The sequence below is a fragment of the Burkholderia sp. Bmkn7 genome (genome assembly GCF_041103175.1).
GTDB classification, from domain to species: Bacteria; Pseudomonadota; Gammaproteobacteria; order Burkholderiales; family Burkholderiaceae; genus Burkholderia; species Burkholderia cepacia.
The window spans coordinates 1199060-1224106 of record NZ_JBGCUH010000002.1 but is presented as its reverse complement, the minus strand read 5'-3'; the positions used below and the strand labels follow the sequence as shown (position 1 = coordinate 1224106).

The 25047-nt window shown below is 67.1% G+C and carries 23 protein-coding genes; 6 read left to right on the top strand and 17 right to left on the bottom strand.

The genetic code is table 11. The features are described from left to right. Window positions 1-147: 147 nt before the first annotated feature. On the top strand, window positions 148-873 hold the full coding sequence (locus AB3K92_RS11450) for a ZIP family metal transporter (protein WP_059684648.1): 726 nt from the start codon (window positions 148-150) through the stop codon (window positions 871-873). A 22-nt stretch (window positions 874-895) separates the two neighbouring features. On the opposite strand, the gene AB3K92_RS11445 is transcribed toward AB3K92_RS11450, so the two are convergent. After that, entirely contained in the window at window positions 896-1399 is a 504-nt protein-coding gene (locus tag AB3K92_RS11445; protein ID WP_059554536.1) for a hypothetical protein, read from the bottom strand. A 65-nt stretch (window positions 1400-1464) separates the two neighbouring features. Further along, window positions 1465-1740 (bottom strand): DUF4148 domain-containing protein, encoded by a 276-nt coding sequence (locus AB3K92_RS11440; protein ID WP_369465079.1) that lies wholly within the window; start codon window positions 1738-1740, stop codon window positions 1465-1467. Between the two features lie 317 nt (window positions 1741-2057). Between AB3K92_RS11440 and AB3K92_RS11435 the strand changes: the two genes are divergently transcribed. Further along, window positions 2058-3218 carry a porin gene (locus tag AB3K92_RS11435; protein ID WP_369465078.1) on the top strand — a complete coding sequence of 387 codons (1161 nt, stop codon included), beginning with the start codon at window positions 2058-2060 and terminating at the stop codon, window positions 3216-3218. A 310-nt stretch (window positions 3219-3528) separates the two neighbouring features. On the opposite strand, the gene AB3K92_RS11430 is transcribed toward AB3K92_RS11435, so the two are convergent. Then, window positions 3529-3876, bottom strand: coding sequence for a hypothetical protein (locus AB3K92_RS11430; protein ID WP_369465077.1), 348 nt, complete (start codon window positions 3874-3876; stop codon window positions 3529-3531). Window positions 3877-4082: 206 nt separating this feature from the next. On the opposite strand from AB3K92_RS11430, the gene AB3K92_RS11425 reads away from it, so the two are divergent. Further along, entirely contained in the window at window positions 4083-4370 is a 288-nt protein-coding gene (locus AB3K92_RS11425) for a DUF4148 domain-containing protein (RefSeq protein WP_059622338.1), read from the top strand. Between the two features lie 79 nt (window positions 4371-4449). On the opposite strand, the gene AB3K92_RS11420 is transcribed toward AB3K92_RS11425, so the two are convergent. The 5 genes from AB3K92_RS11420 to AB3K92_RS11400 form a co-directional block, all read right to left on the bottom strand. After that, on the bottom strand, window positions 4450-5874 hold the full coding sequence (locus AB3K92_RS11420; protein ID WP_369465076.1) for a heavy metal sensor histidine kinase: 1425 nt from the start codon (window positions 5872-5874) through the stop codon (window positions 4450-4452). After that, window positions 5871-6554, bottom strand: a complete 684-nt coding sequence (gene irlR, locus AB3K92_RS11415; RefSeq protein WP_021157388.1) for a heavy metal response regulator transcription factor IrlR — start codon at window positions 6552-6554, stop codon at window positions 5871-5873. The genes AB3K92_RS11420 and irlR overlap by 4 nt, the downstream gene beginning before the upstream one ends. After that, the gene (locus tag AB3K92_RS11410) at window positions 6554-9778 is read right to left on the bottom strand and encodes an efflux RND transporter permease subunit (RefSeq protein ID WP_059493688.1); all 3225 of its coding nucleotides are present in this window, start codon (window positions 9776-9778) and stop codon (window positions 6554-6556) included. The genes irlR and AB3K92_RS11410 overlap by 1 nt, the downstream gene beginning before the upstream one ends. 173 nt (window positions 9779-9951) lie before the next feature. Beyond that, window positions 9952-11427: an efflux RND transporter periplasmic adaptor subunit gene (locus AB3K92_RS11405; protein ID WP_059649165.1), complete on the bottom strand. Its 1476-nt coding sequence runs from the start codon at window positions 11425-11427 to the stop codon at window positions 9952-9954. A gap of 34 nt (window positions 11428-11461) precedes the next feature. After that, a complete protein-coding gene (locus AB3K92_RS11400; RefSeq protein WP_369465075.1) occupies window positions 11462-12802 on the bottom strand; it encodes a TolC family protein in 1341 nt (446 codons plus the stop codon). Between the two features lie 477 nt (window positions 12803-13279). Here AB3K92_RS11400 and AB3K92_RS11395 point away from each other — a divergent pair, with 477 nt between their 5' ends. Then, a complete protein-coding gene (locus AB3K92_RS11395; RefSeq protein WP_081057293.1) occupies window positions 13280-13996 on the top strand; it encodes a M35 family metallo-endopeptidase in 717 nt (238 codons plus the stop codon). A gap of 15 nt (window positions 13997-14011) precedes the next feature. Then, window positions 14012-14461, top strand: coding sequence for an OmpA family protein (locus AB3K92_RS11390; protein WP_081078247.1), 450 nt, complete (start codon window positions 14012-14014; stop codon window positions 14459-14461). A gap of 163 nt (window positions 14462-14624) precedes the next feature. Here the strand turns inward: AB3K92_RS11390 and AB3K92_RS11385 are convergent, their stop codons facing one another. The 6 genes from AB3K92_RS11385 to AB3K92_RS11360 all read right to left on the bottom strand — a co-directional run bounded on the left by AB3K92_RS11385 (window position 14625) and on the right by AB3K92_RS11360 (window position 22519). Further along, window positions 14625-15815, bottom strand: a complete 1191-nt coding sequence (locus AB3K92_RS11385; protein ID WP_369465074.1) for a phosphotransferase enzyme family protein — start codon at window positions 15813-15815, stop codon at window positions 14625-14627. Window positions 15816-15851: 36 nt separating this feature from the next. Beyond that, the gene (gene pnuC / locus AB3K92_RS11380) at window positions 15852-16484 is read right to left on the bottom strand and encodes a nicotinamide riboside transporter PnuC (protein ID WP_060322359.1); all 633 of its coding nucleotides are present in this window, start codon (window positions 16482-16484) and stop codon (window positions 15852-15854) included. A gap of 59 nt (window positions 16485-16543) precedes the next feature. Further along, window positions 16544-18775, bottom strand: coding sequence for a TonB-dependent siderophore receptor (locus tag AB3K92_RS11375; RefSeq protein ID WP_369465073.1), 2232 nt, complete (start codon window positions 18773-18775; stop codon window positions 16544-16546). Window positions 18776-19390: 615 nt separating this feature from the next. Then, complete coding sequence (locus AB3K92_RS11370; protein WP_021164122.1) at window positions 19391-19594, bottom strand: DUF2970 domain-containing protein; 204 nt, start codon at window positions 19592-19594, stop codon at window positions 19391-19393. 123 nt (window positions 19595-19717) lie between these two features. Beyond that, a complete protein-coding gene (locus AB3K92_RS11365) occupies window positions 19718-21838 on the bottom strand; it encodes a pyridoxamine 5'-phosphate oxidase family protein (protein WP_369465072.1) in 2121 nt (706 codons plus the stop codon). Window positions 21839-21874: 36 nt separating this feature from the next. After that, window positions 21875-22519 (bottom strand): glutathione S-transferase family protein, encoded by a 645-nt coding sequence (locus AB3K92_RS11360; RefSeq protein WP_175925090.1) that lies wholly within the window; start codon window positions 22517-22519, stop codon window positions 21875-21877. A 127-nt stretch (window positions 22520-22646) separates the two neighbouring features. Between AB3K92_RS11360 and AB3K92_RS11355 the strand changes: the two genes are divergently transcribed. Further along, window positions 22647-23588 carry a LysR family transcriptional regulator gene (locus AB3K92_RS11355; protein WP_369465071.1) on the top strand — a complete coding sequence of 314 codons (942 nt, stop codon included), beginning with the start codon at window positions 22647-22649 and terminating at the stop codon, window positions 23586-23588. A 43-nt stretch (window positions 23589-23631) separates the two neighbouring features. Here AB3K92_RS11355 and AB3K92_RS11350 read toward each other — a convergent pair whose 3' ends face one another. The 3 genes from AB3K92_RS11350 to AB3K92_RS11340 form a co-directional block, all read right to left on the bottom strand. Continuing rightward, the gene (locus tag AB3K92_RS11350) at window positions 23632-23961 is read right to left on the bottom strand and encodes a type II toxin-antitoxin system RelE/ParE family toxin (protein ID WP_124468696.1); all 330 of its coding nucleotides are present in this window, start codon (window positions 23959-23961) and stop codon (window positions 23632-23634) included. Continuing rightward, on the bottom strand, window positions 23958-24230 hold the full coding sequence (locus tag AB3K92_RS11345) for a type II toxin-antitoxin system Phd/YefM family antitoxin (protein WP_060058995.1): 273 nt from the start codon (window positions 24228-24230) through the stop codon (window positions 23958-23960). The genes AB3K92_RS11350 and AB3K92_RS11345 overlap by 4 nt, the downstream gene beginning before the upstream one ends. Window positions 24231-24330: 100 nt before the next feature. After that, window positions 24331-24972, bottom strand: coding sequence for a TetR/AcrR family transcriptional regulator (locus AB3K92_RS11340; protein ID WP_369465070.1), 642 nt, complete (start codon window positions 24970-24972; stop codon window positions 24331-24333). Between the last annotated feature and the right edge of the window lie 75 nt (window positions 24973-25047).

Below are 25047 nucleotides of genomic sequence, written 5' to 3'. Positions count from 1 at the left end.
TATCGAATGTGTTGACCTTGAAGCGGCTTCAGGGTGTTCAATCCCCGGTTGATGCCGGGGCAACGCCCGGCGTGCATGAACCGTACCCTGCGGCCGGGCAGCCGGACGCCGAGCCCGCTGCGGTACGCCAACCGTTCGAGAAGCCTCATGACACCGACCGCGAAGCTTGCGCTACTGACGTTACCGCCCGTGCTGGCGGCCTGTTTCGGCGCACTCGCCGCCGCGTGGCGCGCCCCCGGCCCGACCACGTCGAGCGTCATCCAGCATTTCACCGGCGGCATCGTGTTCGCGGCCGCGGCGCTCGAACTGCTGCCGCAAGATCGCGCGCATGCGCTGTTTCCGGTCGTCGTCGGCTTCGTGCTCGGCATCGCGCTGATGCTCGCGATCCGTGCGTTGTCCGGCGCGATCGAGACGCGCTTCGAGGACGCGCGGCTGCCCGTGAGCCTCGTCATCGTCACCGCGATCGACCTCGTCATCGACGGCCTCGTGCTCGGCATCGCCTTCTCCGCGAGCACCGAAAGCGGCATCATCCTGACCGTCGCGCTGACGCTCGAGGTGCTGTTCCTCGCGCTGTCGGTCAGCGCCGCGCTCGCGGCCGCCGGCATCGGCCGCATGCTGTCGATCGTCGTGCCGGTCGGGCTCGCGGCACTGCTGAGCATCGCGGCCGTCGCCGGCAACGCGGCGTTCGCAGGGCTTCCCGCCAATATCTACGCGGCGCTGCTCGGGCTCGGCACCGTCGCGCTGCTGTACCTCGTCACCGAGGAACTGTTGGTCGAAGCGCATGAGGTGCCCGAAACGCCGTTTGCGACGGCCGCGTTCTTCATCGGCTTCATCGTGTTCTTCCTGATCGAAGGATCGGTGAAGGCCGGATAAACCGGGCGCGGCCGCGTACCGGTTACCACGTCGTCGCGCCCGTCGGATACGTATCGACGATGCGCGTGCCGTTGACCGGCGTCACGCCTTCGTCGCGCAGCGCGGCCCACAGGTCGATCGCGTGTTCGCGCGACTTGCGGCTGCCGTCGTCGGTCAGCACGTTCAGTGCGATCACCTCGTCGCGGGTCGTCAGTTGCAGTTGCTCCTTCAGCTTGCGTGACTGATGCGACGCGGTGCGGATATCGCCGAGCAGGATCCGCTTCTCCGCGACATCCTGCCCGCCGCCTGCATCGGCCGGCACGAACGTCAGCCGTCCGTTTCCGACTTCGCATTGTCCGCGCGTGAACGTCGCGCTCCACTCGCCGGCCGGCACGGTCGCGAGCTCGCAGCGCATCCGCTCGTTCGCGCGGCGGCCGACCTCGTGCGCCGGCGCGTGCGACAGCGCGCGTTCCGGCCAGCCGGCCGCGATCGCAGCCGTCGACACCAGGCACGCCGCGAGCACGATTCCTTTCGCGAAATGGCGCATGGCACTCTCCTCTTCGTGTGGGATGCGGCCGGCGGGCACCGTGCCGGCCGGCCGCGCATGAACGATCAACGAACCGCAAGACGGTTGTCGTGCGCATCGACCCGCGGCGCCACCTCGCCGCGATGTACCGTCGCGCGATGGATTTCCTGGTTGCGCGCGACGGTGGCCGGGCTCGCCGGGTAGTCGTGGTTCGGGCTCGGGATCACGCCGTCGTGGCGCGCACGCACCAGTTCCTGACGGACTTCCTGACGGGTCTTCTGCTGCGCGGCCGCTGCCTGCGAGAGGGCCGCAATCGACAGGACGGCGGCGGCGATGACGATCATCGGTCGCGGAATGTTCATGTGGCTCGCTCCTTGCTGGAAAGATGTGACAGGAGCCTTCACTTTGATCCGGCGGCGGTGCGGAATCGTGATCGCAGCATGACGGTTTCGTCACTGCCCCGACCGCTTCTATATCGCACTCCCAATGAAAACCGGTCGCAAGTTTCCAGGCTGATGACGCGGCGATGACATTTTTCTCATTTGTCCCTCACCTTCACGATCCGAACGCTTTCCAGAATCGGCAGCGCGATTGCGACATTCCGCGCCTGCCGCACCAACGCGCGGCGCCGGAATCGACCGATGCACGGATCGATCCTCTTGAACCTCAGGGACACACCATGAAAACTCCAGTTCGGCTCGCGATGATGTCGGGTGCGATGCTCGCGGCCGCCCAAGCGGCACACGCGTCGGAAGTCACGCTGTACGGCCTGTTCGATACGTCGTTGACCCACGTGTGGAATGCCGACGCGAACGGCAGGAATCTCGTCGGCCTCGGCAACGGCAACCTGCTCGGCAACCGCTTCGGCGTGAAGGGCGCGGAAGATCTCGGCGGCGGGCTGAAAGCGGTCTTCACCCTGGAAAACGGCTTCAACCCGAACAACGGCGCGCTCGGGCAAGGCAACCGGATGTTCGGCCGGCAGGCTTTCGTCGGCCTCGAAAGCGCGCGCTGGGGCACGCTGACGCTCGGCCGCCAGTACGACGCGCTCGCGGATGTCGCGTGGCCGATTACCGGCGATTTCTACTTCGGCAGCGTCTATGCGACACCCGGCGACGTCGACAACTACGACACGTCGTCGCGTACCGACAACGCGGTGAAATACACGTCGCCGGTGATCAACGGATTCCAGTTCGTCGGCATGTACGCGCTCGGCGGCGTGGCCGGCAAGAGCGGCGCCGGGCAAACCTGGTCGGCCGGCCTGTCGTACAGCAACGGCCCGGTCGACGTGGCCGGCGGCTACTTCTACGCCGCCAATCGTTCAGCGCTCGCCAACGGCATCCGCACCGGCTGGAACGGCACCTCCGACGGCACGTTCGACGGGTCGCTGGTCAACGGCGGCTACCTCTCCGCGAAATCGATCGGCATCGCGCGCGGCGCGGTGCGCTACAGCTTCGCGCCGTTCGCGGTCGGCATCGACTACAGCAACGCGCAGTACAAGGCCGATGCGATGTCCGCATTCCAGAGCACGCAGAAGTACGACACCGCGCGCGGCTTCTTCAACTACCAGGCGACACCCAGCCTGCTCGTCGGCGTCGGCTACAGCTACACGCGCGCCCGCGGCGATACGGGCGCGACCTATCATCAGGTGTCCGCCGGCGCCGATTACGTGCTGTCGAAGCGCACCGATCTCTACGCGGTCGGTGCATGGCAGCGCGCGAACGGCGAACAGCGCACGCTCGACGGCGGCACGCAAACGGCGCAGGCGTCGATCGGTTCCTATGGTTATGGCGGAACGCGCACGCAGGGCATCGTCAATCTCGGGTTGCGCCACCGGTTCTGATCGTGGCGGCGATACACGCGCCGCGTGACGAAAATTTCATGTTCCGATCAGGTTCGCGAAGCGTCGCTTCGCTACGATCGGAAACGTGACGGGCAGCGCCCGTTCCAGACCACGCAAGCGGGTCGCTGCCGCACGGCACGTCACGCGTTAGGCCCGGACTCGTCGAGTGCCGGGCTTCTTTTTGCTCGTCGCGAATCGACATCCTGTGTGTTCGGCGACGAACCCGCGACCGACCGCGCGCTATCCCGAACGCCTCCCGCCGCCTACCCGGCAACCTGAGAGCGCGCAATCGCGTGCGGTGCGATCGCGGTCAACGCGTGCCGCTGCGCTGCGGGAACAGGCACACGTGCGTCTTGACGTACAGGTTCGGATTGCCGCAGCGATGCCCCGCATAGTCGATCTGCTCGCCAGGCATGAGGTCGGCCGGCACCGGCTTGCGCGCGGCGGCCGGCGTGGTCGATGTGGCCGATACGTTGGGTGTTGGGCCGGAACGCGTCGATGTGCAGCCCGCGAACAGCGGGACGATAAGGACTGCGATCAAGGCGAGGCGAATGGCGGGACAATGCAATTTTCGGTCCGGGGTGAAAGTCGGAAAGGGCCGCCCGCATTCCATGCTGCTGTCGCGGACGGCGCGAATGCCGTCGGCCAGGTCGACCATCGGCAGGCTTCATGTTCCGCTTCCCGCTCATCGCGCCCATGACGCGAACATGACGATTGCATCATGTCGGCCGCGGTCGAACGGCACATCCCGGCATCACGCAATCTGACGCATTTTTCATCTCGCGATCACGATCACGCACGGCCGCTTTCGCATACTGGGTCCATGGTTCGCCACCCGGCGGCCCTGATCAAGGAGAGCACTCGATGAAAACCGCACAACTCGCAGCACTGTTCGTCACCGCCACGCTGTCGCTCGGCATGGTCGCGCAGCCCGCATTCGCGCAGACGCAAACGCAGGGCAAGACCCGCACACAGGTCGTCAATGAACTGAAGCAGGCGCAGCACGACGGCGTCGTGCCGACGAGCAAGACGCAGTACCCGCCGAGCGGCGAGCTCATCGCGCGCAACAAGGAGCTTCACGGGATTTCGGTGCATGGCGGCGAGAAGAAGCCGCAGACCGACAACCACGACGAACTGACCGCGCGGCAATGATGCCCGGCCGCACGGCCGCGGGCAGCGCGCCACGCGCGGCCGCCTCATGGCGAACGCGCGGGCGTGCCCGCCCGCGGTGTCAGGCGCTGGCGGCCGCCAGCCGCTTCGGTTCGGCCGGCTGGCGCGGAAAGCGCAGCCAGAACGTCGTGTGGCGGCCGGGGTCGCTGTCGACGCCGCATTCGCCGCCGTGATTGTCCATGATCGACCGGACGATCGCGAGGCCGAGCCCGGTACCCGACGCCGAATTGTGCCGCGACGGATCGACGCGATAGAAGCGCTCGAAAATCCGCCCGACATGCTCGGCGGCAATGCCGGGCCCCGTGTCCGACACGGCAATCGTCGTCGCACCACCCTGCTCCACGCAGTCGATCGTCACGACGCTGCCGCGCGGCGCGTACCTCAGCGCATTGGACAGCAGGTTGCTCAGCGCGCGCTGGTACAGCGTCAGGTCCGCATCGACCCACGCGTGACCGTCGACCTTCACCTGCACGCCCGCATCCTCCGCAAGCGCCTCGTAGTAGCCGGCCACGCGCCCGGCCTCCTCCGCCGCATTCAATCGCCGCACGTCGATCGACGTGCCGGCCTGTTCCGAACGCGCGAGAAACAGCATGTCCTCGATCATCCGCGACAGCCGCTGGTATTCGTCGATGCTCGACTCGATCACGTTCCGGTATTCATCCGCGCCGCGCGGCTGCGACAGCACGACCTGTGCGGCCGCCTGCAGGTTCGTGAGCGGCGTGCGCATGTCGTGCGCGAGATTCGACGAGAACTGGCTCAGCCGCGTGAACGACTCGTTCAGCCGCCCGAGCATCCCGTTGAACGCGTGCTCGAGTTCCTTCAGCTCGCCCGCGGTATCGAGTTCCGGCAGCGGATGGGCGAGCCGGCTCGTCGACATCTGCTCGGCGCGCGCCGCGAACCGCCGCAGCGGGCTCAAGCCCAGCGCCGCAATGCCGTACGCGATCGCGGCCGCGAGCATCACGCCGAACACCTCGATCACGACGATCGTATAAGCGTGCGTGCGCAGCAGCAGCATGTCGGCGCTGCGGTCGTACTGCACCGCGACGCGTACCACCGGCGCGCCTGCGCCTGCGAGCGGCACGGACGTCACGAGATACTGCTGCCGCGCGCCGGGCGGCGCGACGCTGACCGGCACGCGCCCCGCGTCGAGCGACAGCAGCGGTGCAACCAGCCGGAATCCGGGCGTGCCGACGAGGCGCGTGCCCGTCGCGTCGTAGATCGCGAGATCCATGTTCGGATGGCCGTGCAACTGGTCGATCCAGATATCGACGTTGCGCGTGACGTCTGCCGTCGAGCGCGCTTCGGCCAGGTGCGCGCCCAGCGCGGCGGAAATCCCGGCCATCTGCTCGGCGGCCGTCGTTTCGACGCGATTGCTGAGCGCCTCGTAAAGCGCGACCCCGCTCGACGCGAGGATCACCGACGTCGACAGGATGATCAGCGCGGTCAGGCGTCCGCGCAGCGTACGCGGCAGCAGTCGCGCGATCATGCGGCCGCGCCGCCGCGCGCTTCGAGCACGTAGCCCATTCCGCGCACGGTGTGGATCAGCTTCGGGTCGTACGCGTCGTCGATCTTCGAGCGCAGGCGCCGGATCGCCGAATCGACGACGTTCGTGTCGCTGTTGAAATTCATGTCCCACACCTGCGACGCGATCGTCGCGCGCGGCAGGATTTCGCCTTCGCGGCGCATCAGCAGCCACAACAGCGCGAATTCCTTCGCGGTCAGCAGGATCGTGTCGCCCTGCCGCGTGGCCTTGCGGCGCGTCAGGTCGAGTTCGAGGTCGGCCACGCGCAGCGTGTTCGAATCGCGCGGCTGGCCGCGCCGCAGGATCGACTTGATGCGCGCGGTCAGCTCGACGAAATCGAACGGCTTCGCGAGATAGTCGTCGGCGCCGAGCTCGAGCCCCTTCACGCGATCGCCGACATCGTCGCGCGCGGTCAGGAACAGCACCGGCGTCGACTTGCTGCGCCGCAGGTTCTGCAGCAGCGTCCAGCCGTCCTGCCCGGGCAGCATCACGTCGAGCACGAGCAGGTCGTACTCCTCGGTCTCGGCCTGGTGCTGGCCCGTGATGCCGTCCTCGACCCAGTCGACGACATAACCTGCTTCCGTCAGGCCCTTGCGCAGATATGCGCCCGTCTTCGGTTCATCTTCGACAATCAGAATTCGCATCACGCATTACCCTTGAAAAAACCCAGCCGGCGCAGCGCGCCCGACACGAAGCCGCCGCCGAAGCCGCCCGCCAGCGCGGCACGCCACGACACCGCATGGCTGACGCGGTACAGCACGGGCAGCACCAGCAGCGTCAGCGCCGTGGACGACAGGATACCGCCGATCACGACCGTCGCGAGCGGGCGCTGCACCTCGGCGCCGGTGCCGGTCGCGAACGCCATCGGCAGGAAACCGAGCGACGCGACGAGCGCGGTCATCAGCACCGGCCGCAGCCGCGTGAGCGCGCCTTCGCGCACGGCGGCCTCGAGCGGCGTCCCTTCGTCGCGCAGGTTGCGGATGAACGAGATCATCACGAGCCCGTTGAGCACGGCCACGCCCGACAGCGCGATGAAGCCGACCGCCGCCGTGATCGACAGCGGAATCCCGCGCAGCCACAGCGACACGACGCCGCCGCTCAACGCGAACGGAATGCCGGTGAACACGAGCAGCCCGTCCTTCACGTTGTTGAACATCACGAACAGCAGCACGAACACCATGAACAGCGCGAGCGGCACGACGAGCTTCAAGCGCTCGCTCGCACTCTGCAGCTGCTCGAACTGCCCGCCCCACGACACCCAGTAGCCGGCCGGCACGCGCACGTCCTGCTGAAGCTGCTCGCGCGCGTCGGCGACGAACGAGCCGACGTCGCGCCCGCGCACGTTCGCGCTGACGACCACCCGCCGCTTGCCGTCCTCGCGGCTGATCTGGTTCGGGCCCGGTGCGACGTCGATCGTCGCGAGCTCCGCGAGCGGCACGTACGGCGCCGCCGCGAGCGGTGCGCTGGCGCCGGCCGCCGGCGCGGGCAATGCGATCGGCAGCCGCTTGATCGCCTCGATGTCCGAGCGCAGCTCGTCGGGCAGCCGCACGACGATGTCGAAGCGGCGGTCGCCCTGGAACAGCGTGCCGGCCTTCTGCCCGCCGACGGCCGCGGCCACCGTATCCTGCAGGTCGGCCACGCTCACGCCGTAGCGCGCGAGCTTGTCGCGGTCGAGATTGACGGTCAGCACGGGCAGCCCAGTGGTCTGCTCGACCTTCACTTCGGATGCGCCCGGCACCTTCTGCAATGCCGCCGCGATCTGCTCGCCGGTCTGGTTCAGCACGGCCATGTCGTCGCCGAAGATCTTCACGGCGACGTCGCTGCGCACGCCCGAGATCAGTTCGTTGAAGCGCAGCTGGATCGGCTGCGAGAACTCGTACGCGTTGCCCGGCAGCTCGGCGAGCGCTTCCTCGATCTCCCGCACGAGCTGGTCGCGCGGCTTCTTCGGGTCGGGCCACCGGTCGACGGGCTTCAGCATGATGTAGCCGTCCGACAGGTTCGGCGGCATCGGGTCGGCCGCGATCTCGGCCGTGCCGGTGCGCGCGAACACGCGCTCAATCTCGGGGAAGCGCGCCTTCAGCGTCTTCTCGATCGACTTCTGCATCTCGACCGACTGCGACAGGCTCGTGCCGGGAATCCGCAGCGCGGCGACCGCCAGGTCGCCTTCGTTCAGGCTCGGGATGAACTCGCTGCCGAGCCGCGTGGCCAGCCCGAGCGTGACGAGCACGATCGCGCCCGCGCCGAGCATCACGCGCACCGGCCGCGTCATGAATGCCGCGAGGACCGGCTCGTACGCGCGCCGCGCCCAGCCCATCAGCCGGTTTTCCTTCTCCTCGACGCGCTCGCCGATGAACAGCGCAACGGCCGCCGGAATGAACGTGACGGTCAGCACCATCGCGGCTGCGAGCGCCATCACGACGGTAATGGCCATCGGATGGAACATCTTGCCTTCGACACCCGTCAGCGCAAAGATCGGCAGGTACACGACCATGATGATCAGTTGCCCGAAGATCAGTGCGCGCCGCGCTTCCTGCGACGCGCCGAACACCTCAGCGAAGCGCTCGTCGCGCGTGAGCGGCCGGCCGGCGGCGGCCTGCGCATGCGCGAGCCGCCGCACGCAGTTCTCGACGATCACCACCGCGCCGTCGACGATGATCCCGAAGTCGAGCGCGCCGAGGCTCATCAGGTTCGCACTCACCTTCGCGTTGACCATTCCGGTGAAGGTCATCAGCATCGACAGCGGGATCACGAGCGCGGTGATCAGCGCCGCGCGCATGTTGCCGAGGAACAGGAACAGCACGGCGATCACGAGGATTGCGCCTTCGAGCAGGTTCTTCTTCACCGTCGCGACGGCCTTCTCGACGAGCACCGTGCGGTCGTACACGGGAATCGCCTTGACGCCGGACGGCAGCGTGCGGTTCACGTCCGCCATCTTCTCGGCGACGGCCTTCGCGACCGTGCGGCTGTTCTCGCCCATCAGCATGAAGACCGTGCCGAGCACGACTTCCTCGCCGTTCGACGTCGCGGCGCCGGTGCGCAGTTCGCGGCCGATGTCGACCACGCCGACGTCCTTCATCCGCACCGGCACGCCGCCGACGTTGGTCAGCACGATGTTCGCGATGTCGTCGACCGTGCGCGCCTGGCCCGGCACGCGCACGAGATACTGCTCGCCGCGCTTCTCGATGTAGCCGGCGCCGACGTTGTCGTTGTTGCGTTCCAGCGCGCGCACGACGTCGGCGAGCGTCAGCCCGTACGACATCAGCTTCGCCGGATTCGGCGCGACACGGTATTCCTTCACGTAGCCGCCGATCGAGTTGACCTCGGTCACGCCGCGCACGTTCCGGAGCTGCGGCCGCACGACCCAGTCCTGCAGTTCGCGCAGGTCGGCCGCCGTATAACGCGTGCCGTCGGGCTTGCGCGCGGCGGCATCGGCCTCGACGGTCCACAGGTAGATCTCGCCGAGCCCCGTCGACGTCGGCCCCATCGCGGGCGCGATGCCGGGCGGCAGCTTGTCCTTCGCTTCCTGGATGCGCTCGTTGACGAGCTGCCGCGCGAAGTAGATGTCGGTGCCGTCCTTGAAGATCACGGTGACCTGCGACAGCCCGTAGCGCGAGATCGAGCGCGTCTGCTCGAGGCCCGGCAGCCCGGCCATCACGGTCTCGACCGGATAGGTGATGCGCTGCTCGGCTTCGAGCGGCGAATAGCCGGGCGCGGCCGTGTTGATCTGGACCTGCACGTTGGTGATGTCGGGCACCGCGTCGATCGGCAGCTTCTGGTAGCTGAACACGCCCAGTGCGGCCACGGCCGCGATCGCCAGCATCACGAGCCAGCGGTGCGCAATCGCAAAGCGGATCAGGCGTTCAAACATGGCGGGGTTCCTTGAAGCGGGGCACGGTCACCTTCGACGGACGGGCCGCCCAGCCGGCCACCCGGCGGGCCGGAAATCTGGCCGGAAATCTGGCGGCGAATCTGGCGGCGAATCTGGCCGCAAATCGGGCTGCAGACCGGGCCGTGCTTCGCACCACGGCGCACACGTGATGCTCATTCATGTTCCGCGCTCCCCTTGCCGAGTTCGGCCTTCAGCACGAAGCTGTTCGACGCCGCGTATTCCTGGCCCGGCTTCAGCCCCTTCAGCACTTCGGTCGCACGTTCGTCGCGCCGCCCCGTCTCGACGGCCTGCGCGACGAAGCCCTTCGGAGAACGCACGAAAACGGACGGTGCGCCGTCGACGTCCTGCAGCGCGTCGCTCGCGACCGCGAGCGGTACGCCCTGCTTGCCCGCGTCGACCGACACGTTCACGAACATCCCGGGCCGCCACACGCCGTCCGGGTTCGGCAGCACGACACGCGCAGGCGCGGTGCGCGTCTGTTCGCCGAGCAGCGAACCCACGTACGCGATCGGGCCGCTCGAACGCGATTCGAACGCGGTCGCGACGACCGTCGCGTCGCGGCCCACCCGCACGTCGTTGAGCCGCTGCGCCGGCACGGCCATCTCGGCCCATACCGTCGACAGGTCGGAGATCACGAACATGCTGGCATCGGCGGCGATCGCTTCGCCGGGCGTCGCATGCTTCTCGACGATCGTGCCCGCGAACGGCGCACGCAGTTCGTAGCGGTTCAGCGCGCCCGCGCCGGCGGGCGCATTCAGCGCGGCGAGCTTCTGCCGCGCGTTCTGCACGGCGATCTCGGCTTCGCGCAACTGCACCTGCGCCTGCTGGTAGTCCTGCTCGGCCGAAATACGCTCCTGCCACAGCGTGCGTTCGCGCTCGTAGGTCGCGCGTGCGCCCGACAACCGGCGTTCGGCCGTCAGCAGCTCGCTGCGCCGGTCGGCTAGATCGGTGCTCGCGATCACGGCCAGCACCTGCCCCTTCGCGACGTTCTGCCCGAGCGACACCGACACCTGCTCGACGATGCCGGCCACGCGCGGCACCACGTGCGCGGTGCGATCCTCGTTGAACTTGATCTCGCCCGGCAACTGGAACGGTGTCGCGATCTGCGCGGGGCCGGCCTTCGCGAGTGCGATCTTCGAGGTCGCCAGCTGTGCGTCGGTCAACGCGATCGCACCGTCGGCGCGTGCGAACGGGAACGAGGCGGCGTCATTGCCCGCCTTCACGTCGATCGTCGCATCGAACACGTGCGGCTTGGCGATCGACTGCGCGGACACGAACTTCTGGCCGGCCGCGTCGAAACGCAACGGCTCGTGCGTGCGGTCGTAGCGGACCAGCGTGCCGGACACGGTGACGCCCTTGCCGGCCGGCTTGCCGTCGACGAACGGATAGACGACGAGGCGCGCGTCGCCGGGCTTCTCCGTCATCACGATTTCGACGGACAGCTTGCCGCGCCTGAGCACGACACCGCCGCGCTCGCCGGCGGCTTCGGCGGATGAAGCGGCTTCGGGCGCCGCCGACGCGGACGTGTCGTTGCCGCCACCGTTGCGCGTGACGCCGAGTGCGCCGAGGACGATCCCGGCGGCGCCGAGCACGACCGCCGCGATGATCAGGATTCTGCTGCGTGACATGATGATCCTTCAGGTAATGGAGGCGTCTGTTGCGCTATTGCGTGACAGGCACAAGCGGCACAAGCGGTACAAGCGGTGCAAGCGGCGTACCGACGAGCCGGCCGATGTCGGCACGCGCGGTATGGGCGTCGGCGAGCGCGCGCACGTATTGCGACTGGCCCTGGAACAGCGTGCGCTGCGCGTCGAGCACGTCGAGGAAGCTGAACTTCCCGAGTTCGTAGCCGCGCGACATCGCGTCGAGCGCGACGCGCGCGGCCGGCAGGATGTCGTCCTTCAGCCGCTGCGCTTCCTGCGCGGCGGCTTCGAAATTCGCGTAGACCTGCGTGAGTTCCAGCCGCAGGCGCGTGCGTTCGCGATCGAGATCGGCGTTCGCCCGCGCGGCCTTGTGCGTCGCCTCGAGCAGCGCGCCCTTGTTCGTGTTGAACAGCGGAATCGGGATCGACACACCGACCACGGCCTGGTTGTCCGGCACGCCGCCCGTGGTCACGCGCTTCACGCCCGCGCTGATCGTCACGTCCGGAATGCGCCGCGCGCGTTCGAGCGATACGGCCGCGTTCGAGCGCAGCATCTCGGCGCGCGCGATCCGCGCGAGCGGCGCGTCGTCGAGTTGCGCGGTGAGCGCGGGCAGCGACTCGACCGGCGGCACGGCTTCGAGGTCGCCGAGCACCGCCAGCCGGCCGTCGCGTGCCTCGCCCATCACCGCGTTCAGTTTCTCGCGTGCAACCTCGACACGGCCGCGCGCAGTCACGACTTCGATCTGCACGCCGGCCGCCGCCACGTGCGCCTTGGTCGCCTCGACCGGCGACACCTTGCCGGCCTGTGCACGGCGGCTCGCGAGATCCGCGGAGCGCGCGGCGATCGCGGCCGATTCCTCGGTGACCTGAAGCTGGCGCTGCGCGGCGAGCAGCCCGTAGAACGCGGCGATCACGTCGGCGCGCACGACGGCGCCCTGTTCGTCGAGAGACGCATTGGCCGCCTCCCTGCCGTACGACGCGACGTCGAGCCGCGCGCCGCGCTTGCCGCCGAGTTCGATCGTCTGGTTCAGCAGCACGGTCGACGTGCGTTCGGCGCGACGGAAGCTTTCCTGCAGGAACGACACTTCCGGATTGGGGCGCGCACCGGCCTGCATCAGCGCGCCCGCGGATGCATCGACGTCCGCACGCGCGCCTCGCAGCGCCGGATTGTTCCGGGCCGCGGCCGCGAGCGCATCGGCAAGCGTCAACGAAGTGGAAGGGCGTGCGTCGGGGGGCGGTGCGCCGATCGGCGCGGCGCCGCCGGAGGCTGCCGGAGCCGGCTCCGGCGACAGCGACGGCTGCGCATGGGCCGTCGCAGCCACCGCGAAGACGACGGCCACGGCGAGGTTGAGCTTGAGCATGTTCGGTTCTGCGGTAACGGTTCGCGACCGATGCTACGGTCCGGCCGCAGTGCGAACATGAGGCGAAGATGACATTTCCGTCATCTTGGGGGCGTTGTACTCGCCCAACCAGCGTGCGTATCTGCCCAGGGGGCCATCTGTACGCGGCGTCCGAGCGGTCGCGTGCGATCCAGCGAAGCCATCAAAGTTCGCCGGACCGATCGCATTACTTTCGATCATTCAATTCGATCACGTACAAATCAAAAGACCTCTTTGCATTCCGAAATTTCGAACTAGTTCTATAGACAAGTTCACTTGAAAATATGATTGTTCGAGGTTCCGGAAACACGAACGTAACCACGCCGCTCCATGACTATTGAAGCGTAACGGATACCGCACAGATCTTCACCTGCAACACTGATAGCGCCGAGCAGACGCGAAGCTTCGATACCAATGCGACAACATCCTTGAAAATCTAAACGATGGGGCCTTGAAGCCATGAACAATTTTTCTGACAACAACCAATACAATTTTGATGCTGGCGGAGACAAAGATTGGTTTCTCGTCCACTCCGGAGCAGTCACCAACACAAATCCGGGATCAACGGTTGACGTTTACATCAACACAACACCAATTTGCCCCAACATGACCAACAAAGAATTCAGAATTATGGTAGCGCGCCTGCTTAAATGGTCCATCATTCTTGTCGAAAGAAGGATTACCGATCTGAATCGATATGACAAGACCATCAAGGATAGAATGACCTATTGGTTCAATCGATGCGACGAGAATACCCGGCGATATCTTATCAACGGCTTCTCACGACATCTCTCCGTACTGAAGACGCTAACACCACACAACTTCGTCCGAACCGATCCGAACCTCGACCGAATGTTAGGCTGCGTTCCGAATATGAGTGACATCGATAACGAGGCCGCTCATGTTTGCGGACCTAATACGGAGCGAAAACTTATAAGTATCGCCGTGAAATTCTGCACCGGCTTGCGCGACCAGAATATGTTCGGAGATTCCCGGCTGTCTACGCTCATTCACGAAGTAACACATTTCATTGACACCTTCGGCAGCAGCGACCCTCGTTACGGGATTGATCCCACAGCAGCCGCATGGGCAAGGGCCAATCCTGACCTGGCGTTGAGAAATGCGGATACACTCACCGGATTCGTGATCTACGGCGAAAGCTTATTTGCAGATTAAGGAACCGAAATCAACATGAGAATTTTTATCACAACACTCGTCAGCGCGATTTCAGGATTATTAATTTTTCCCGCATACGCCACTGCAGAATGCCAGGCATCACAAAATCTTCCATCACAACAACTGTTCGTGCCATTTTCACCCAACAGCCACGAGATCACCGATTCCGATAAAATACGAATTGAACGCTGGGTGTCAGAAATCAATTCCAAGCACCCAATTCAGAACTGGATCTACATAATTGGCAGCGCATCCAGAAATGAAACCACTCCTACCCAACTCGCGACAAAACGTGCTTCCGAAGTGACAAAGACCATCATAGACGATGGTTTGATAAACGCACCATTTCAGATAAAAACGCAAATTTATCCGATCAACAGCGCGGGCGAATCAACGTTCGTAACCCGTGAAGTCACCGTACAAGTGAGTCCCGGCTGCCTCGACAACTGCTGTACTGACCATTGACATGAGAGTTGGCTTATTTATCGCCGCTGCGTTTGCGGTGAGCTCAGCGCTTCCGACACTCGCGTGCGACAGCCCATCGAATCTATCCAGGTAAGATTTCGATAACGATTCGAGCAACATATCAATCGCCGAACCAGCGAAGCTGCCAGGGTACTCTCAAAAATCAAACGACCCCTTGCTTCGCGCGCCGGCGCTGCACGAGCCAGTCGAGCAGTTGCCGCCCGTCGCGCTCACCGAACCACCGTGCGTGCCCGATCAGATACCCGTCGTATGCGATGTCGACGATGGTCGGCGCATCGATGATGCAGCCGAAATAAGCCACTTCCGACAGCGCGAACTCCGTATGCACGATCGGCAGCATCGCGACCAGCGCCGCATAGGCTTCGTCGCCCAGCGGTTCGAGTGACTCATACCCGTCGAGCAGCGCGTCGATCTGCGCGTACTCGACGCGCCGCGCGTCGGCCGGCGCCATCCAGTCGACCGTATTGCGCTCGATCGCGAGCGCGAGGTCCATCACCGCGCAGGTGCGATCCGACAGCCCGAAATCGAGCACCGTCCGCACCTGCGCGCCGGGCCCCGCCTCGGTCCACAGCAGGTTCGACGCGTGCCAGTCGCCGTGCGTCCACAGCGGCGGCAGCGCGGGCAGCAGCGGCACGAGGCGCGCGTGATACGGGCCGATCGCGTCGGCCACGTCGCCGCGCCAGTCGCGCGCGCCGAGTGCGCGCACGAGCAGCGGCTGCGCCTCGACCCAGCGTTCGAGCGCGCCCGCCAGATCGTCGGACGACAGCACGCGGAAGCTCGACAGCAGCGTGCGCACGGGCCGCGCCGGCGCATCGTAGCCGGCCGACGCGCGATGCAGCTCGGCCAGCGCGCGGCCGGCCGCGTAAGCGTGCGACGCATGCGTGAACGGCTGCCACGACATCACGCCGCGATACGGGTCGACGCCGGGCGCGAGCACATGCACTTCGTAGGTCCAGTCGCCGGACGCGAATGCGGTCGCACCGTTGCGATCCGCGAGCACGTCGACCACCGGTATGCCGCGTTCGCGCAGGTGCGCGATGAAGTGATGCTCTTCCTCGAGCCCCGCGACATCGCGCAGGCTCGCGTGATGACGCTTGACGAACAGCCCGCGCCCGTCCGCCATCCGCACGAGCACGGCCGCCGCGAACTGTCGCGGGCTGTGCCACGTGAGCCGCTCGGGCTCGCCGGCGCCGTCGATGCGCGCGAGCACCGCCGCCACCTCGTCGTGCGTCATCAGCGGCCAGTCGCGTTCGGCCTGCTCGCCGTCGACACCGAATTGAGGCGGCGCGACGTCACGCGGCAGGGCGCCGTCCGGCTCGAGTGGGAATGACATGAACGACGTTGCTCCGTAGTTGAATCGGCGCGTGAATCAGCGCGCGCCGCCGCCCGTTGCCAGCGCACCGCCGGCCGCCGCGCGCAGCGCCGCGGCCGTGCGGCTCCAGTCGCGCCAGCCGACGACGGCCAGCCCGACGAACAACGCGTAGAGGCCGGCCGTCAGATACAGTTCCTTGAACACGAACATCCCGACATACACGACGTTCACGACGATCCACAGCCCCCACGATGCGATGTAGCGCCGCGCGGTCCAGTATTGCGCGACGAGGCTGAACGCGGTCAGCGAGGCATCGACGAACGGCAGCGCCGCATCGGTCCAGCGCGCCATCATGCCGCCGAGCAGCGCGCTGCCGACGACGGCCGCGATCAGGTCGGGCAGCATCTGCATCGGCCGCACGCCCGTGACGGGCGCGACATCGCCTGCCGGCGCCGCATTGCCGTCAGCCTCGCTCGCGCGCTGCGCGAGCCAGCGTTGCCAGCCGTACACCTGCAGCACCGCGAATGCGCCTTGCAGCAGCATGTCCGAATACAGCTTCGCGTCGAAGAAGATCCAGCCGTACAACGCGACCGACACGAGCCCGACCGGCCAGCACAGCATGCGCCGCTTCGCGGTCAGCCAGATCGCGAGCGCGCTGACGATCACGCCGGCGATTTCGAGTGGGGACATCGTCTGTGCTCTCCAGGTTAGCTGCCGGGGCTGCGGGTCACGCGGCCGGTTCCGGACGGTCAGAAATCATAGGTCAACGACACGCGGGCGGTGCGCGGCGCACCCGGGAACAGGTACGCATCGCCCTGCTGCTCGCCCGCATCGCGCCAGTAGAACTTGTTGAACAGGTTGTCCACCGACACGCGCAACACCGTGCGATGGCCGCCGATCTTCGTCGTATAACGCGCGCCGAGATTGAACACGAACCACGCCGGCACCTGCGCGGTGCCCTCCTCGTTCGCGTTGCGGGCCGCGCTGTACTCGACGCCGCCCAGCACGTTCAGCCCGGCCACGCCCGGCACCGCGTAGTCCGCATACAGCGACGCGCGCAGCGCGGGCACGTTGATGACCTGGTGCCCTTCGTAGGCCGGCGAACCCGAATCGTACGCGCGCGCGCGAATCGCCGCGACGCTGGCCGTCAGCCCCAGCCGCTCGGTCACGCGCCCGGCCGCGCCGAGCTCGATCCCCTGGTGCCGCTGCGTGCCGCGCTGCACGAACGTGTAGGTCGTGCCCGATGCGTCCGGATCGGCGAACTGGAACGGCTTGCTGATCGAGAACACGGCGGCCGTGAGGCTCAGCCGGTCGAGCCAGTCGTATTTCGCGCCGACCTCGAACTGGTGCGATTCGACGGGCGGCAGGAACGCATACGCGTTGGTCGCGCGCACGGGCGCCTGGTCGCCGAGCGACAGCGCCTTGCTGTACGACGCGTACAGCGACAGCACGTTCACCGGCTTGTAGACGAGCGCGACCTGCGGCAGGAACACCGAACGGTCGGTGTGCGTCGCGTCTCCGTCGAGGCTGCTCCAGCTGCGCTGGCGCAGCAGCACCTCCTTGCCGCCCGCGAGCACCTGCCAGTGTTCGCCGATGCTGATGCGGTCGAGCCCGAACACGCCGTACTGCCACGAATCGAGCTGCGGATACGAAGGCCCGGGCGTATTCGGCGACGGTGCGAACGTGACGTCGGGTCCGTAGATGTTCTCGCTGCCGACATAGTCGTACACGGCGGTCGCCATGTGCACGACGCGGCGCTGCACGCTCACGCCGAGCGTCAGCTCGTGCCGCAGCGGCCCCGTCGCGAACTTGCCGGTCGTGACGGCACGCAGGTCGTCGTTGCGCCGGTATTCGCCGGGGCTGCGGAAGTCGTACACGTCGTAGTCGCCGTTCGCGCCGAAGAAGAACGGCGACGTCGCGCCGGCCGTGCAGCTCGCAGCGTACGAGCAGCCGTACGCGAACGCGCTGTTGTCGTCGATCATCGTGCGGCTGCGGCCGGCGGCGATGTAGGCTTTCCAGTCGTCGTTGAACTGGTAGTCGAAACGCGCGTTCAGGTTCAGCGCGTCGGTCGTCACCGGCTTCGCCCACGGCTGCGTGCCGAGCGCCTTCGACGTCGTCTTGACCGACGGCACGACGGTGCCGCCGAGCAGCTGGTAGCCGGGTGCGGAACGCTGGATCCACTGCTGGAATTCGGCGTTGAACTGCAGGCTCGCGCGCGGGCTGATGTCCCAGTCGGCGGCGATCGAGCCGAACGTGCGCCGTCCGTTCGTGCCGTCGATGTAGGAGTGCATGTTCTCCTTCGCGGCATTGATCCGGAAGCCGAACTGATTGTCGGGGCCGAAGCGGCGGCCGAGATCGACGGCCGCCGACGTCGAGCCGCGGCTGTCGACGCCACCCGTCACGCTCGCGACGTTCGCCGAGCGCTTCGTCACGAAGTTGATCACCCCGCCGGGCGCGACGACGCCGCTGTCGATACCCGCAAGCCCCTTCAGGATCTCGACGCGCTCCTTGTTCTCGAGCGGCACGTTCTGCTCGCCGGACACCGTCAGCCCGTCGATCCGGATCACGCTCGCGAGATCGACCGGAAAACCGCGGATCGCAAAGCCTTCGAAATAACCGACCGGCGCATAGTCGTTGACGACCGACGCGTCGTTGCGCACGACGTCGCTCAGCCGCTTCGCCTGCTGGTCGTCGAGCTGCGCGCGCGTGACGACGCTCACCGACGCCGGCGTATCGCGCAGCGGTGCGTCGTCGAGCCCCGCGACGGATGCCGTGCGTGCGCGCAGCGCGTTGCCGCGCTCGCCGCTCACCGTGATCGTCGGCAGCGTCGCGCTGCCGGCCGCGCCGGCGTCCGGCGCCGGCGTGTCGCCCTGCGCCGCGGCGGCCTGGGCCGCGAAAAGCGTGATGCCGACGCCGACACCAAGCCCGACCTTCGCGCGCCGCCGCCGTGCGGGCGACGCTGTTGTTCTATTCACCGTCATTGCTCTGGATGGAAAACTCGCCACTCGACCCTGTCGAAACCCGTTACGAAGCTGCGAAGCGTGCCCGCGACCGGGTCTGCCTCCGCCGGACGCACGCGCCGGCACGACATTCGTCAGACGAACCGGGCGAACCAGACGATCCGGCACGCAAGCGGGCCGCTCGGTCGGGAAGACGCAGGATGGGACATCGGATTCAGGTGACGCACCGTGAACCGACGCTGCCGTCGACCGGTTCGTCGGGGCGTGTCGGGCGGCCGGCTGCATCGCGCGGTCTTGTCATGCGGAGGACGCTTCGAACGCCCCGGTACGGGCGCGACGGTCTGGTACGCGCCGTTCGCTGGAACGGCGGCGTGCCCGTCGCGCACGACATCGCGGCGCGGCGCGCATTTTACCCCGGGCGGGGCGGGCTGCCCTGGAATCGGGCGAATCGGGTGAATCGGATGGGCGAGGAAGGCGGGAACGGGAACCGCGCGATTCGCGCGGCACGGCGACGGTGCCGATGTGCGCATGACTGGCGTCGTGCGCGGCCACCTCGATGACCGGCACCGTCGCGCGCCGGTCATGCGGCCGGAAACCGGAGCGGGAACGTTCGCCCGCTCGCGATTCGGCGGCCGGTCAGAATCCCTGCATCGTCGCGGTCGGGTCGACGACCAGGTGCACGACGCCGTAGATCACCGCGCCGACGAGCAGCGCGAGCACGATCGCCACGAACGGCAGCAACGTGTAGTTGACGTTCGCGAGATCGGCCGCGTGCGCCTTGCTGTTGCGTACGCCGAAGAAACTCCACAGGACCAGCTTGATCATGCCGAGCAGTTTCATGGTTGTGCTCCTTTCATCGAATCGGTTGACGCTATCGTCGATCCGACCGGCATCCGAAAAAAGAAGCAGTTGCGCGCGCTTTTCGCGCAGCAGGCCGTCTGCGGCCGCATGTCGCAGGGCACGTCAGCGGTCGAGCACGAGCGGCTCCGACCCTTGCGCGGGCCGCGCGACGCACAGCAACGCGCAGCCGGGTTCGACCGGCGCATCGGGCGCCTGCTCGTAGTCGACCGCGCCCGACAGCACGCGCGTCGCGCACGTGCCGCACGACCCGGAGCGGCATTCGGACGGCACGGCCACGCGCTGCCCTTCCGCGAATTCGAGCAACGTGCCGCCGGCGGGCGTCCACGCGGCATCGCGGCCCGTGCGCCGGAACACCACCGGCACGCTCGCGACCTGCGCCCCCGTCGTGCGGGTCGCGCTGCGGGCCACGCTCGACGGCCCGAACGCCTCGAAGCGGATGCGTTCGTCCGGCACGTTCAGCGCGCGCAGCCCGTCGTACAGGTCGCGCATGAACGCCGACGGCCCGCACAGGTAGAAGTCGTAATCGTCGAACGTCAGGAGCCGCTTCAGTTGCGCGATGTCGATGCGGCCTGCCTGCGCTGCCGAGCCATCGTGAGGATGGCTGTCGAACCAGTGGAGCGACAGCCGCGCGTCGGCGGCCGCGATACGTGCCAGCTCCGCCGCGAACGGCCGGTCGGCCGCGTCGCGCGCGCCATGCACGAACACCACGCGGCGCGATGGCCGATCGTCCACCAGCGCGCGGCGCAGCATCGCGATCATCGGCGTGATGCCGATGCCGGCCGACACGAGCACGGCCGGGCGCGGGCTCCCAAGATCGAACGTGAAGCGCCCGCGCGGCATCTGCACGTCGAGCGTCATGCCCGCCTGCGCGTGATCGTGCAGCCACGCCGACACGCGCCCTTCGCGCTTCACGGTGATCCGGTAATGCGTGCCGCCCGGTACATCGGAGAGCGTGTAGCTGCGGATCGTCGGCGCGTCGCTTCCCGGCAGCGCGACACGCAGCGTCAGGTGCTGCCCGGCTTCGTAGGCGGGCAATGCGCCGCCGTCCACCGGTTCGAAATGGAACGAGCGAATCGCGCGCGCTTCGTCGACGATCTTCGCGATGCGCAGCGGCCTCCATGCGGGTGCCGATGCGGATGTCGACGCGGATGCCGATGCCGATGCCGATGCCGATGCTGATTCTGATGCGGCTGCGATGACCGATGTGGTTGAAGTCTGCACCAACCCGCCCGCCGCACCCGCACCCGCGCCCGCCGCCATCGCCGCGAACTGCGGCGCACGTTCGACCGCCGACCACCGGAACGGCAACACTGCGCGCATGCGCCGCACTTCCCGCACATGGAACCGCACGACCCGCTGCGCGCCGTCGAACGACGCGACGAGCGGCCCGTCCCACACGATCTCGGCGCGCGCGGCCACAACCAGCAGGTCGCCGTTGTCGAAATCGACGAACAGCAGCCCCGCGCGCGGATCGTGCTGCAGGTTGCCGAGCGTGTTGAAGAAGCGGTTGCCGCTGAAATCCGGCGTCGTCAGCGTGTGCGCATCGTCGACGCGCACGAAGCCCGGCATCCCGCCGCGATGCGACACGTCCGCGCCACGCGCAGCGCCCGCGTCGGTCGACGTGTTCGCGCTCGCGACGAAGAACGTATCGGCCTGCGCAAGCAGCGCTCGATCGGCGTCGTTCAACGCGTCCGATACGTCAGGCCCGGCGGACGCGCCGGCTTCCCGGGCGACGAATGTCGGCTTGCGTCCCTGGATGTACTTCGCGCAGTTGCCGAAGCTCTGCTCGACCGCGATCGTCAGCGCGTCGCCGTCGACCGCGCGCACGACGCCGTTGACACGATTGCGCCGCCGCGTATCGAATTCGATCCCGAGCCCGCCGAGCGGCGCGCCCGGCTGCCACGCGCCGTCCAGCGGATCGCCCGGCAACGCGCGCGCCGCGATGCGCAGCGTACGCGGGTCCGGCGACGTCACGAACCCCGGCGCGCCGGCCCGCAGCGTCGCCCACGGCTGGCCGTTCGCATCGACGCCGCCCAGCACGAAGAACGGCAGTTGCGCGAAAAACGTCCGGTGCTGGTCCGGCATGAAACGCCGGATCCCGCGCCGGCCGGCCGAACCCGCGGCCTCCGTCACGCCCGCGCGCTGCTGCACGGCAAGTTCTCCCGCGTGAAACGGCGCGGTATCGAGTTCCCAGCCCGGTACGACGGTGGTCGGGGTGTTCATCGCGTTCTCCGTGGGCAGGCGCGGTGTCGGTGGGCGTTACGCGGCAAGCAGGCCGGCGCGCGTCGTCGGCATCGCAACGAACCCCGGCAGCGCCTCGACGCGTGCCAGCCACGCACGCACGTGCGGATACGGTTCGAGCGACACGCCGCCTTCCGGCGCGTGCGCGATGTACGAGTACGCGGCGACGTCCGCAATCGTCGGTTGCGCACCGGCCGCGAACGGCTTGCCGGCCAGCTCGCGATCGATCACGTCGAGCACTTTCGCGGCCGTACGCTTGGCCGCTTCGTGGTCGAGCTGCGCGCCGAACACGGTCACGAGCCGCGCGGCGGCCGGCCCCGCTGCGATCGGCCCGGCCGCATACGAGAGCCAGCGCTGCACGACGGCCGCGCCGGCCGGGTCGTCGGGCAGCCAGTGCGCGTCGCCGTAGCGCTTCGCGAGGTACACGAGGATCGCGTTCGAATCGGCGATCACCGTGCCGCCGTCGTCGATCACGGGCACCTGCCCGAGCGGATTGAGCGCGAGGAACGCCGGTTCGCGCTGTGCGCCGGCCGCGAGATCGACGTCGACGGTCTCCGAAGGCAGGCCGAGCAGCGACAGGAACAACCGGACGCGATGCGCATGCCCGGACAGCAGGAACGAGTAGACGCGAATCGGCGAAGCAGGCTTGCGGACGGCAGACATGGAAAACACTCCGGAATCTCGCGCCGCCGGGGATCGGCGACGAACACCTGCAGCGTAGCGCTCGCCGTTCGTCGCCAGAAGACGGATAATCGTGGAAACATTATCCGCTCCCATAGGACAATAGACGATGGCCGATCTGCGCGACGTGAACCTGAACCGGCTGGCGGTCTTCGTCGCGGTGGTCGACGCCGGCTCGCTGACGGCCGCGGCCGAGCGGCTCGGCCTGGCGAAGACGGTCGTCAGCACGCACATGCAGCGCCTCGAGTCCGAGGTCGGCGCGAACCTGCTGGTGCGCACCACGCGGCGGCTGAGCGTGACCAACGCCGGGCGGGTCTTCTACGACGCGTGCCGCGACATCGTGCGCGCCGCCGAAAGCGCGCTCGACGCGGTGTCGTCCGACGCGGGGCCGCTGCGCGGCACGCTGCGCGTGAGCGTGCCGATCGACTACGGCGCGCTGGTCGTCGCGCCTGCCGTCGTCGCGTTGCGCGACCGGCATCCGGGCCTCGACGTCGAACTCGTCGCGAACGACCGCGTCGTCGATCTCGTCGCGGACAACCTCGACGTCGCGATCCGCATCGGCCGCCTCGCCGATTCGAACTATCGCGCGGTGCAGCTCGGCACCTACGAGAAATGGGTGGTCGCGAGCCCCGCGTTCGTCGCGCGCCACGGGCGGCCGCAGGATACCGATGCGCTCGCCGCGCTGCCGTTCGTGATGCTGTCGACGCTGCCGCGCCCGCAAACGCTCGAACTCGAAGACGCGAACGGCGGCACCGCTTCGGTGCGCTGTGTCGCGCACGTCGTGTCGAACACCGCCACCGCGTGCCGGGCGATCGTGCTCGCGGGCGGCGGCTTCGGGCTGCTGACGGACTTTTCGACCGCCGACGACGTCGCGGCCGGCCGGCTCGTGCGGCTGCTGCCCGCGTGGCGTTCGGCGCCGGCCGGGATTCACGCGGTGTATCCGTCGACGCGGCTGCCTTCACCGAAAGTGCGGGCGTTCATCGATGCGATGAAGCAGAGGATTGCGGAAACGCGGCCCGTGCAACCGGCAAAGCGCGGAAGCGGGCGTTGATGCAAGCCGTTTGGTCGCCGGGAATGACGGAGGCCCGGAGCGCTCAATGCGCGAGCATGAGCCTTCGCATCAGCAAGGACTTCAGGTCCTTGCGCGTATCGCAGACGATATGGACATACAGGGTGTCGCCGCGAACCTCGTAAATGACGCGATTCATTCCCGCGATGATCTGGCGGTACTGCGTCAAGCCGACATTCGCCAGTTCATCCGGAACCCTGCCTCGATCGGGGAAGACTCGAATCGATGCAACGGCGCTCTTGATCTCGTCGTAACTCGAGCGCCAGGCCACCGCCCCGAAGTTCGATACGACATAGCGTTTCAGCGCCTTCAAATCATCTTCTGCAGACCGAATGAAAACGGCACGAAGCGTCATTGTTCATCATCCGTGTCGAGGTCCGCGAACACGTCCTCGACAGGACGAAATTGCCCTTTTTCGATCTCCCGGTGGCCCAGCGCAAGCAGCTTGAGGAGCGCGAGCGTCTCCTCATGCTCTTCATACGATTTGACATCCATGACGACAAGCTTCGCCTCGCCATTCTGGGTAATCAACATCGGCTCGCGGCTCTCCGAAATATCCTTGACGATCTCGGCCGCATGACTCTTGAGATAGCTGATTGGCTTGACTTGAGTGGAGAATTTCATACGAAGCGCCTGCTGCCCGATCACAATGAGACTGATTATAGTCCGAATTCAGTCTTGCTTCGGACGGAAGGGCGCCGATGCGGGGCCGGCTCCCCCTTTCCTACCCCGCCTCCCGCAACGTCCCCAGCAGCACCTTCCTGCAACTCGCGACCATCTGCGCTTCCGGATCGCGATATTCCGTGAGCAACCACGCCGCGCCGACGTTCGTCATCGCGCCGACGAGCGCGAGCCCGATCAGCCGCTGCTCGGTGCGTTCCGCGGGCGTCGCCGCTTCGCGCGGCGCGCCGATCGCCATGATCAGCTTGCCGAAGTCGATCAGCATGCGCTGGTAGGTCATGTCGGTATCCGCGCTCACGCCCATCACCTCAAGCAGCAGCACGCGCGCCGCGCACGGGTCGCGCAGGAACGCGAAGAACGCGGCGAGCCCGGCATCGATGCTCTCGCGCAGATCGCCGCCGCGCTCGGCCACTGCCCGCGCGACTGCCTCGTGCAACTGCTGCGCGTGATGCAGGTAGGTGCAGCGCAGCAAATCCTTGGTGCTGTCGAACGCCGCATAAAAATAGCGATCGTTCAGCTTCGCTTCCTGGCAGATCGACCGTACCGTCGCCTTGCGGAACCCGACCGTGCCGAACACGCGCGTCGCCGCGCGGATCAGCGCGTCGCGCCGCTCGGCGGCCCGTACCTCGGGCGCCACGCCGCCATACGAGCGGCCCCGTTTTTCCGTTTCGAGTGCTTTCTCCATTCCGCTATTTGACATCAGGACACCCGAAAACTAAAGTGGTGACGACCAACACCACATTAGACGCGCCGCCGGTAC

Coding starts and splice junctions, on each gene's coding strand:
- AB3K92_RS11450 (WP_059684648.1), top strand. CDS start 148: ATGACACCGACCGCGAAGCTTGCGCTACTGACGTTACCGCCCGTGCTG.
- AB3K92_RS11445 (WP_059554536.1), bottom strand. CDS start 1,399: ATGCGCCATTTCGCGAAAGGAATCGTGCTCGCGGCGTGCCTGGTGTCG.
- AB3K92_RS11440 (WP_369465079.1), bottom strand. CDS start 1,740: ATGAACATTCCGCGACCGATGATCGTCATCGCCGCCGCCGTCCTGTCG.
- AB3K92_RS11435 (WP_369465078.1), top strand. CDS start 2,058: ATGAAAACTCCAGTTCGGCTCGCGATGATGTCGGGTGCGATGCTCGCG.
- AB3K92_RS11430 (WP_369465077.1), bottom strand. CDS start 3,876: ATGGTCGACCTGGCCGACGGCATTCGCGCCGTCCGCGACAGCAGCATG.
- AB3K92_RS11425 (WP_059622338.1), top strand. CDS start 4,083: ATGAAAACCGCACAACTCGCAGCACTGTTCGTCACCGCCACGCTGTCG.
- AB3K92_RS11420 (WP_369465076.1), bottom strand. CDS start 5,874: ATGATCGCGCGACTGCTGCCGCGTACGCTGCGCGGACGCCTGACCGCG.
- irlR (WP_021157388.1), bottom strand. CDS start 6,554: ATGCGAATTCTGATTGTCGAAGATGAACCGAAGACGGGCGCATATCTG.
- AB3K92_RS11410 (WP_059493688.1), bottom strand. CDS start 9,778: ATGTTTGAACGCCTGATCCGCTTTGCGATTGCGCACCGCTGGCTCGTG.
- AB3K92_RS11405 (WP_059649165.1), bottom strand. CDS start 11,427: ATGTCACGCAGCAGAATCCTGATCATCGCGGCGGTCGTGCTCGGCGCC.
- AB3K92_RS11400 (WP_369465075.1), bottom strand. CDS start 12,802: ATGCTCAAGCTCAACCTCGCCGTGGCCGTCGTCTTCGCGGTGGCTGCG.
- AB3K92_RS11395 (WP_081057293.1), top strand. CDS start 13,280: ATGAACAATTTTTCTGACAACAACCAATACAATTTTGATGCTGGCGGA.
- AB3K92_RS11390 (WP_081078247.1), top strand. CDS start 14,012: ATGAGAATTTTTATCACAACACTCGTCAGCGCGATTTCAGGATTATTA.
- AB3K92_RS11385 (WP_369465074.1), bottom strand. CDS start 15,815: ATGTCATTCCCACTCGAGCCGGACGGCGCCCTGCCGCGTGACGTCGCG.
- pnuC (WP_060322359.1), bottom strand. CDS start 16,484: ATGTCCCCACTCGAAATCGCCGGCGTGATCGTCAGCGCGCTCGCGATC.
- AB3K92_RS11375 (WP_369465073.1), bottom strand. CDS start 18,775: ATGACGGTGAATAGAACAACAGCGTCGCCCGCACGGCGGCGGCGCGCG.
- AB3K92_RS11370 (WP_021164122.1), bottom strand. CDS start 19,594: ATGAAACTGCTCGGCATGATCAAGCTGGTCCTGTGGAGTTTCTTCGGC.
- AB3K92_RS11365 (WP_369465072.1), bottom strand. CDS start 21,838: ATGAACACCCCGACCACCGTCGTACCGGGCTGGGAACTCGATACCGCG.
- AB3K92_RS11360 (WP_175925090.1), bottom strand. CDS start 22,519: ATGTCTGCCGTCCGCAAGCCTGCTTCGCCGATTCGCGTCTACTCGTTC.
- AB3K92_RS11355 (WP_369465071.1), top strand. CDS start 22,647: ATGGCCGATCTGCGCGACGTGAACCTGAACCGGCTGGCGGTCTTCGTC.
- AB3K92_RS11350 (WP_124468696.1), bottom strand. CDS start 23,961: ATGACGCTTCGTGCCGTTTTCATTCGGTCTGCAGAAGATGATTTGAAG.
- AB3K92_RS11345 (WP_060058995.1), bottom strand. CDS start 24,230: ATGAAATTCTCCACTCAAGTCAAGCCAATCAGCTATCTCAAGAGTCAT.
- AB3K92_RS11340 (WP_369465070.1), bottom strand. CDS start 24,972: ATGGAGAAAGCACTCGAAACGGAAAAACGGGGCCGCTCGTATGGCGGC.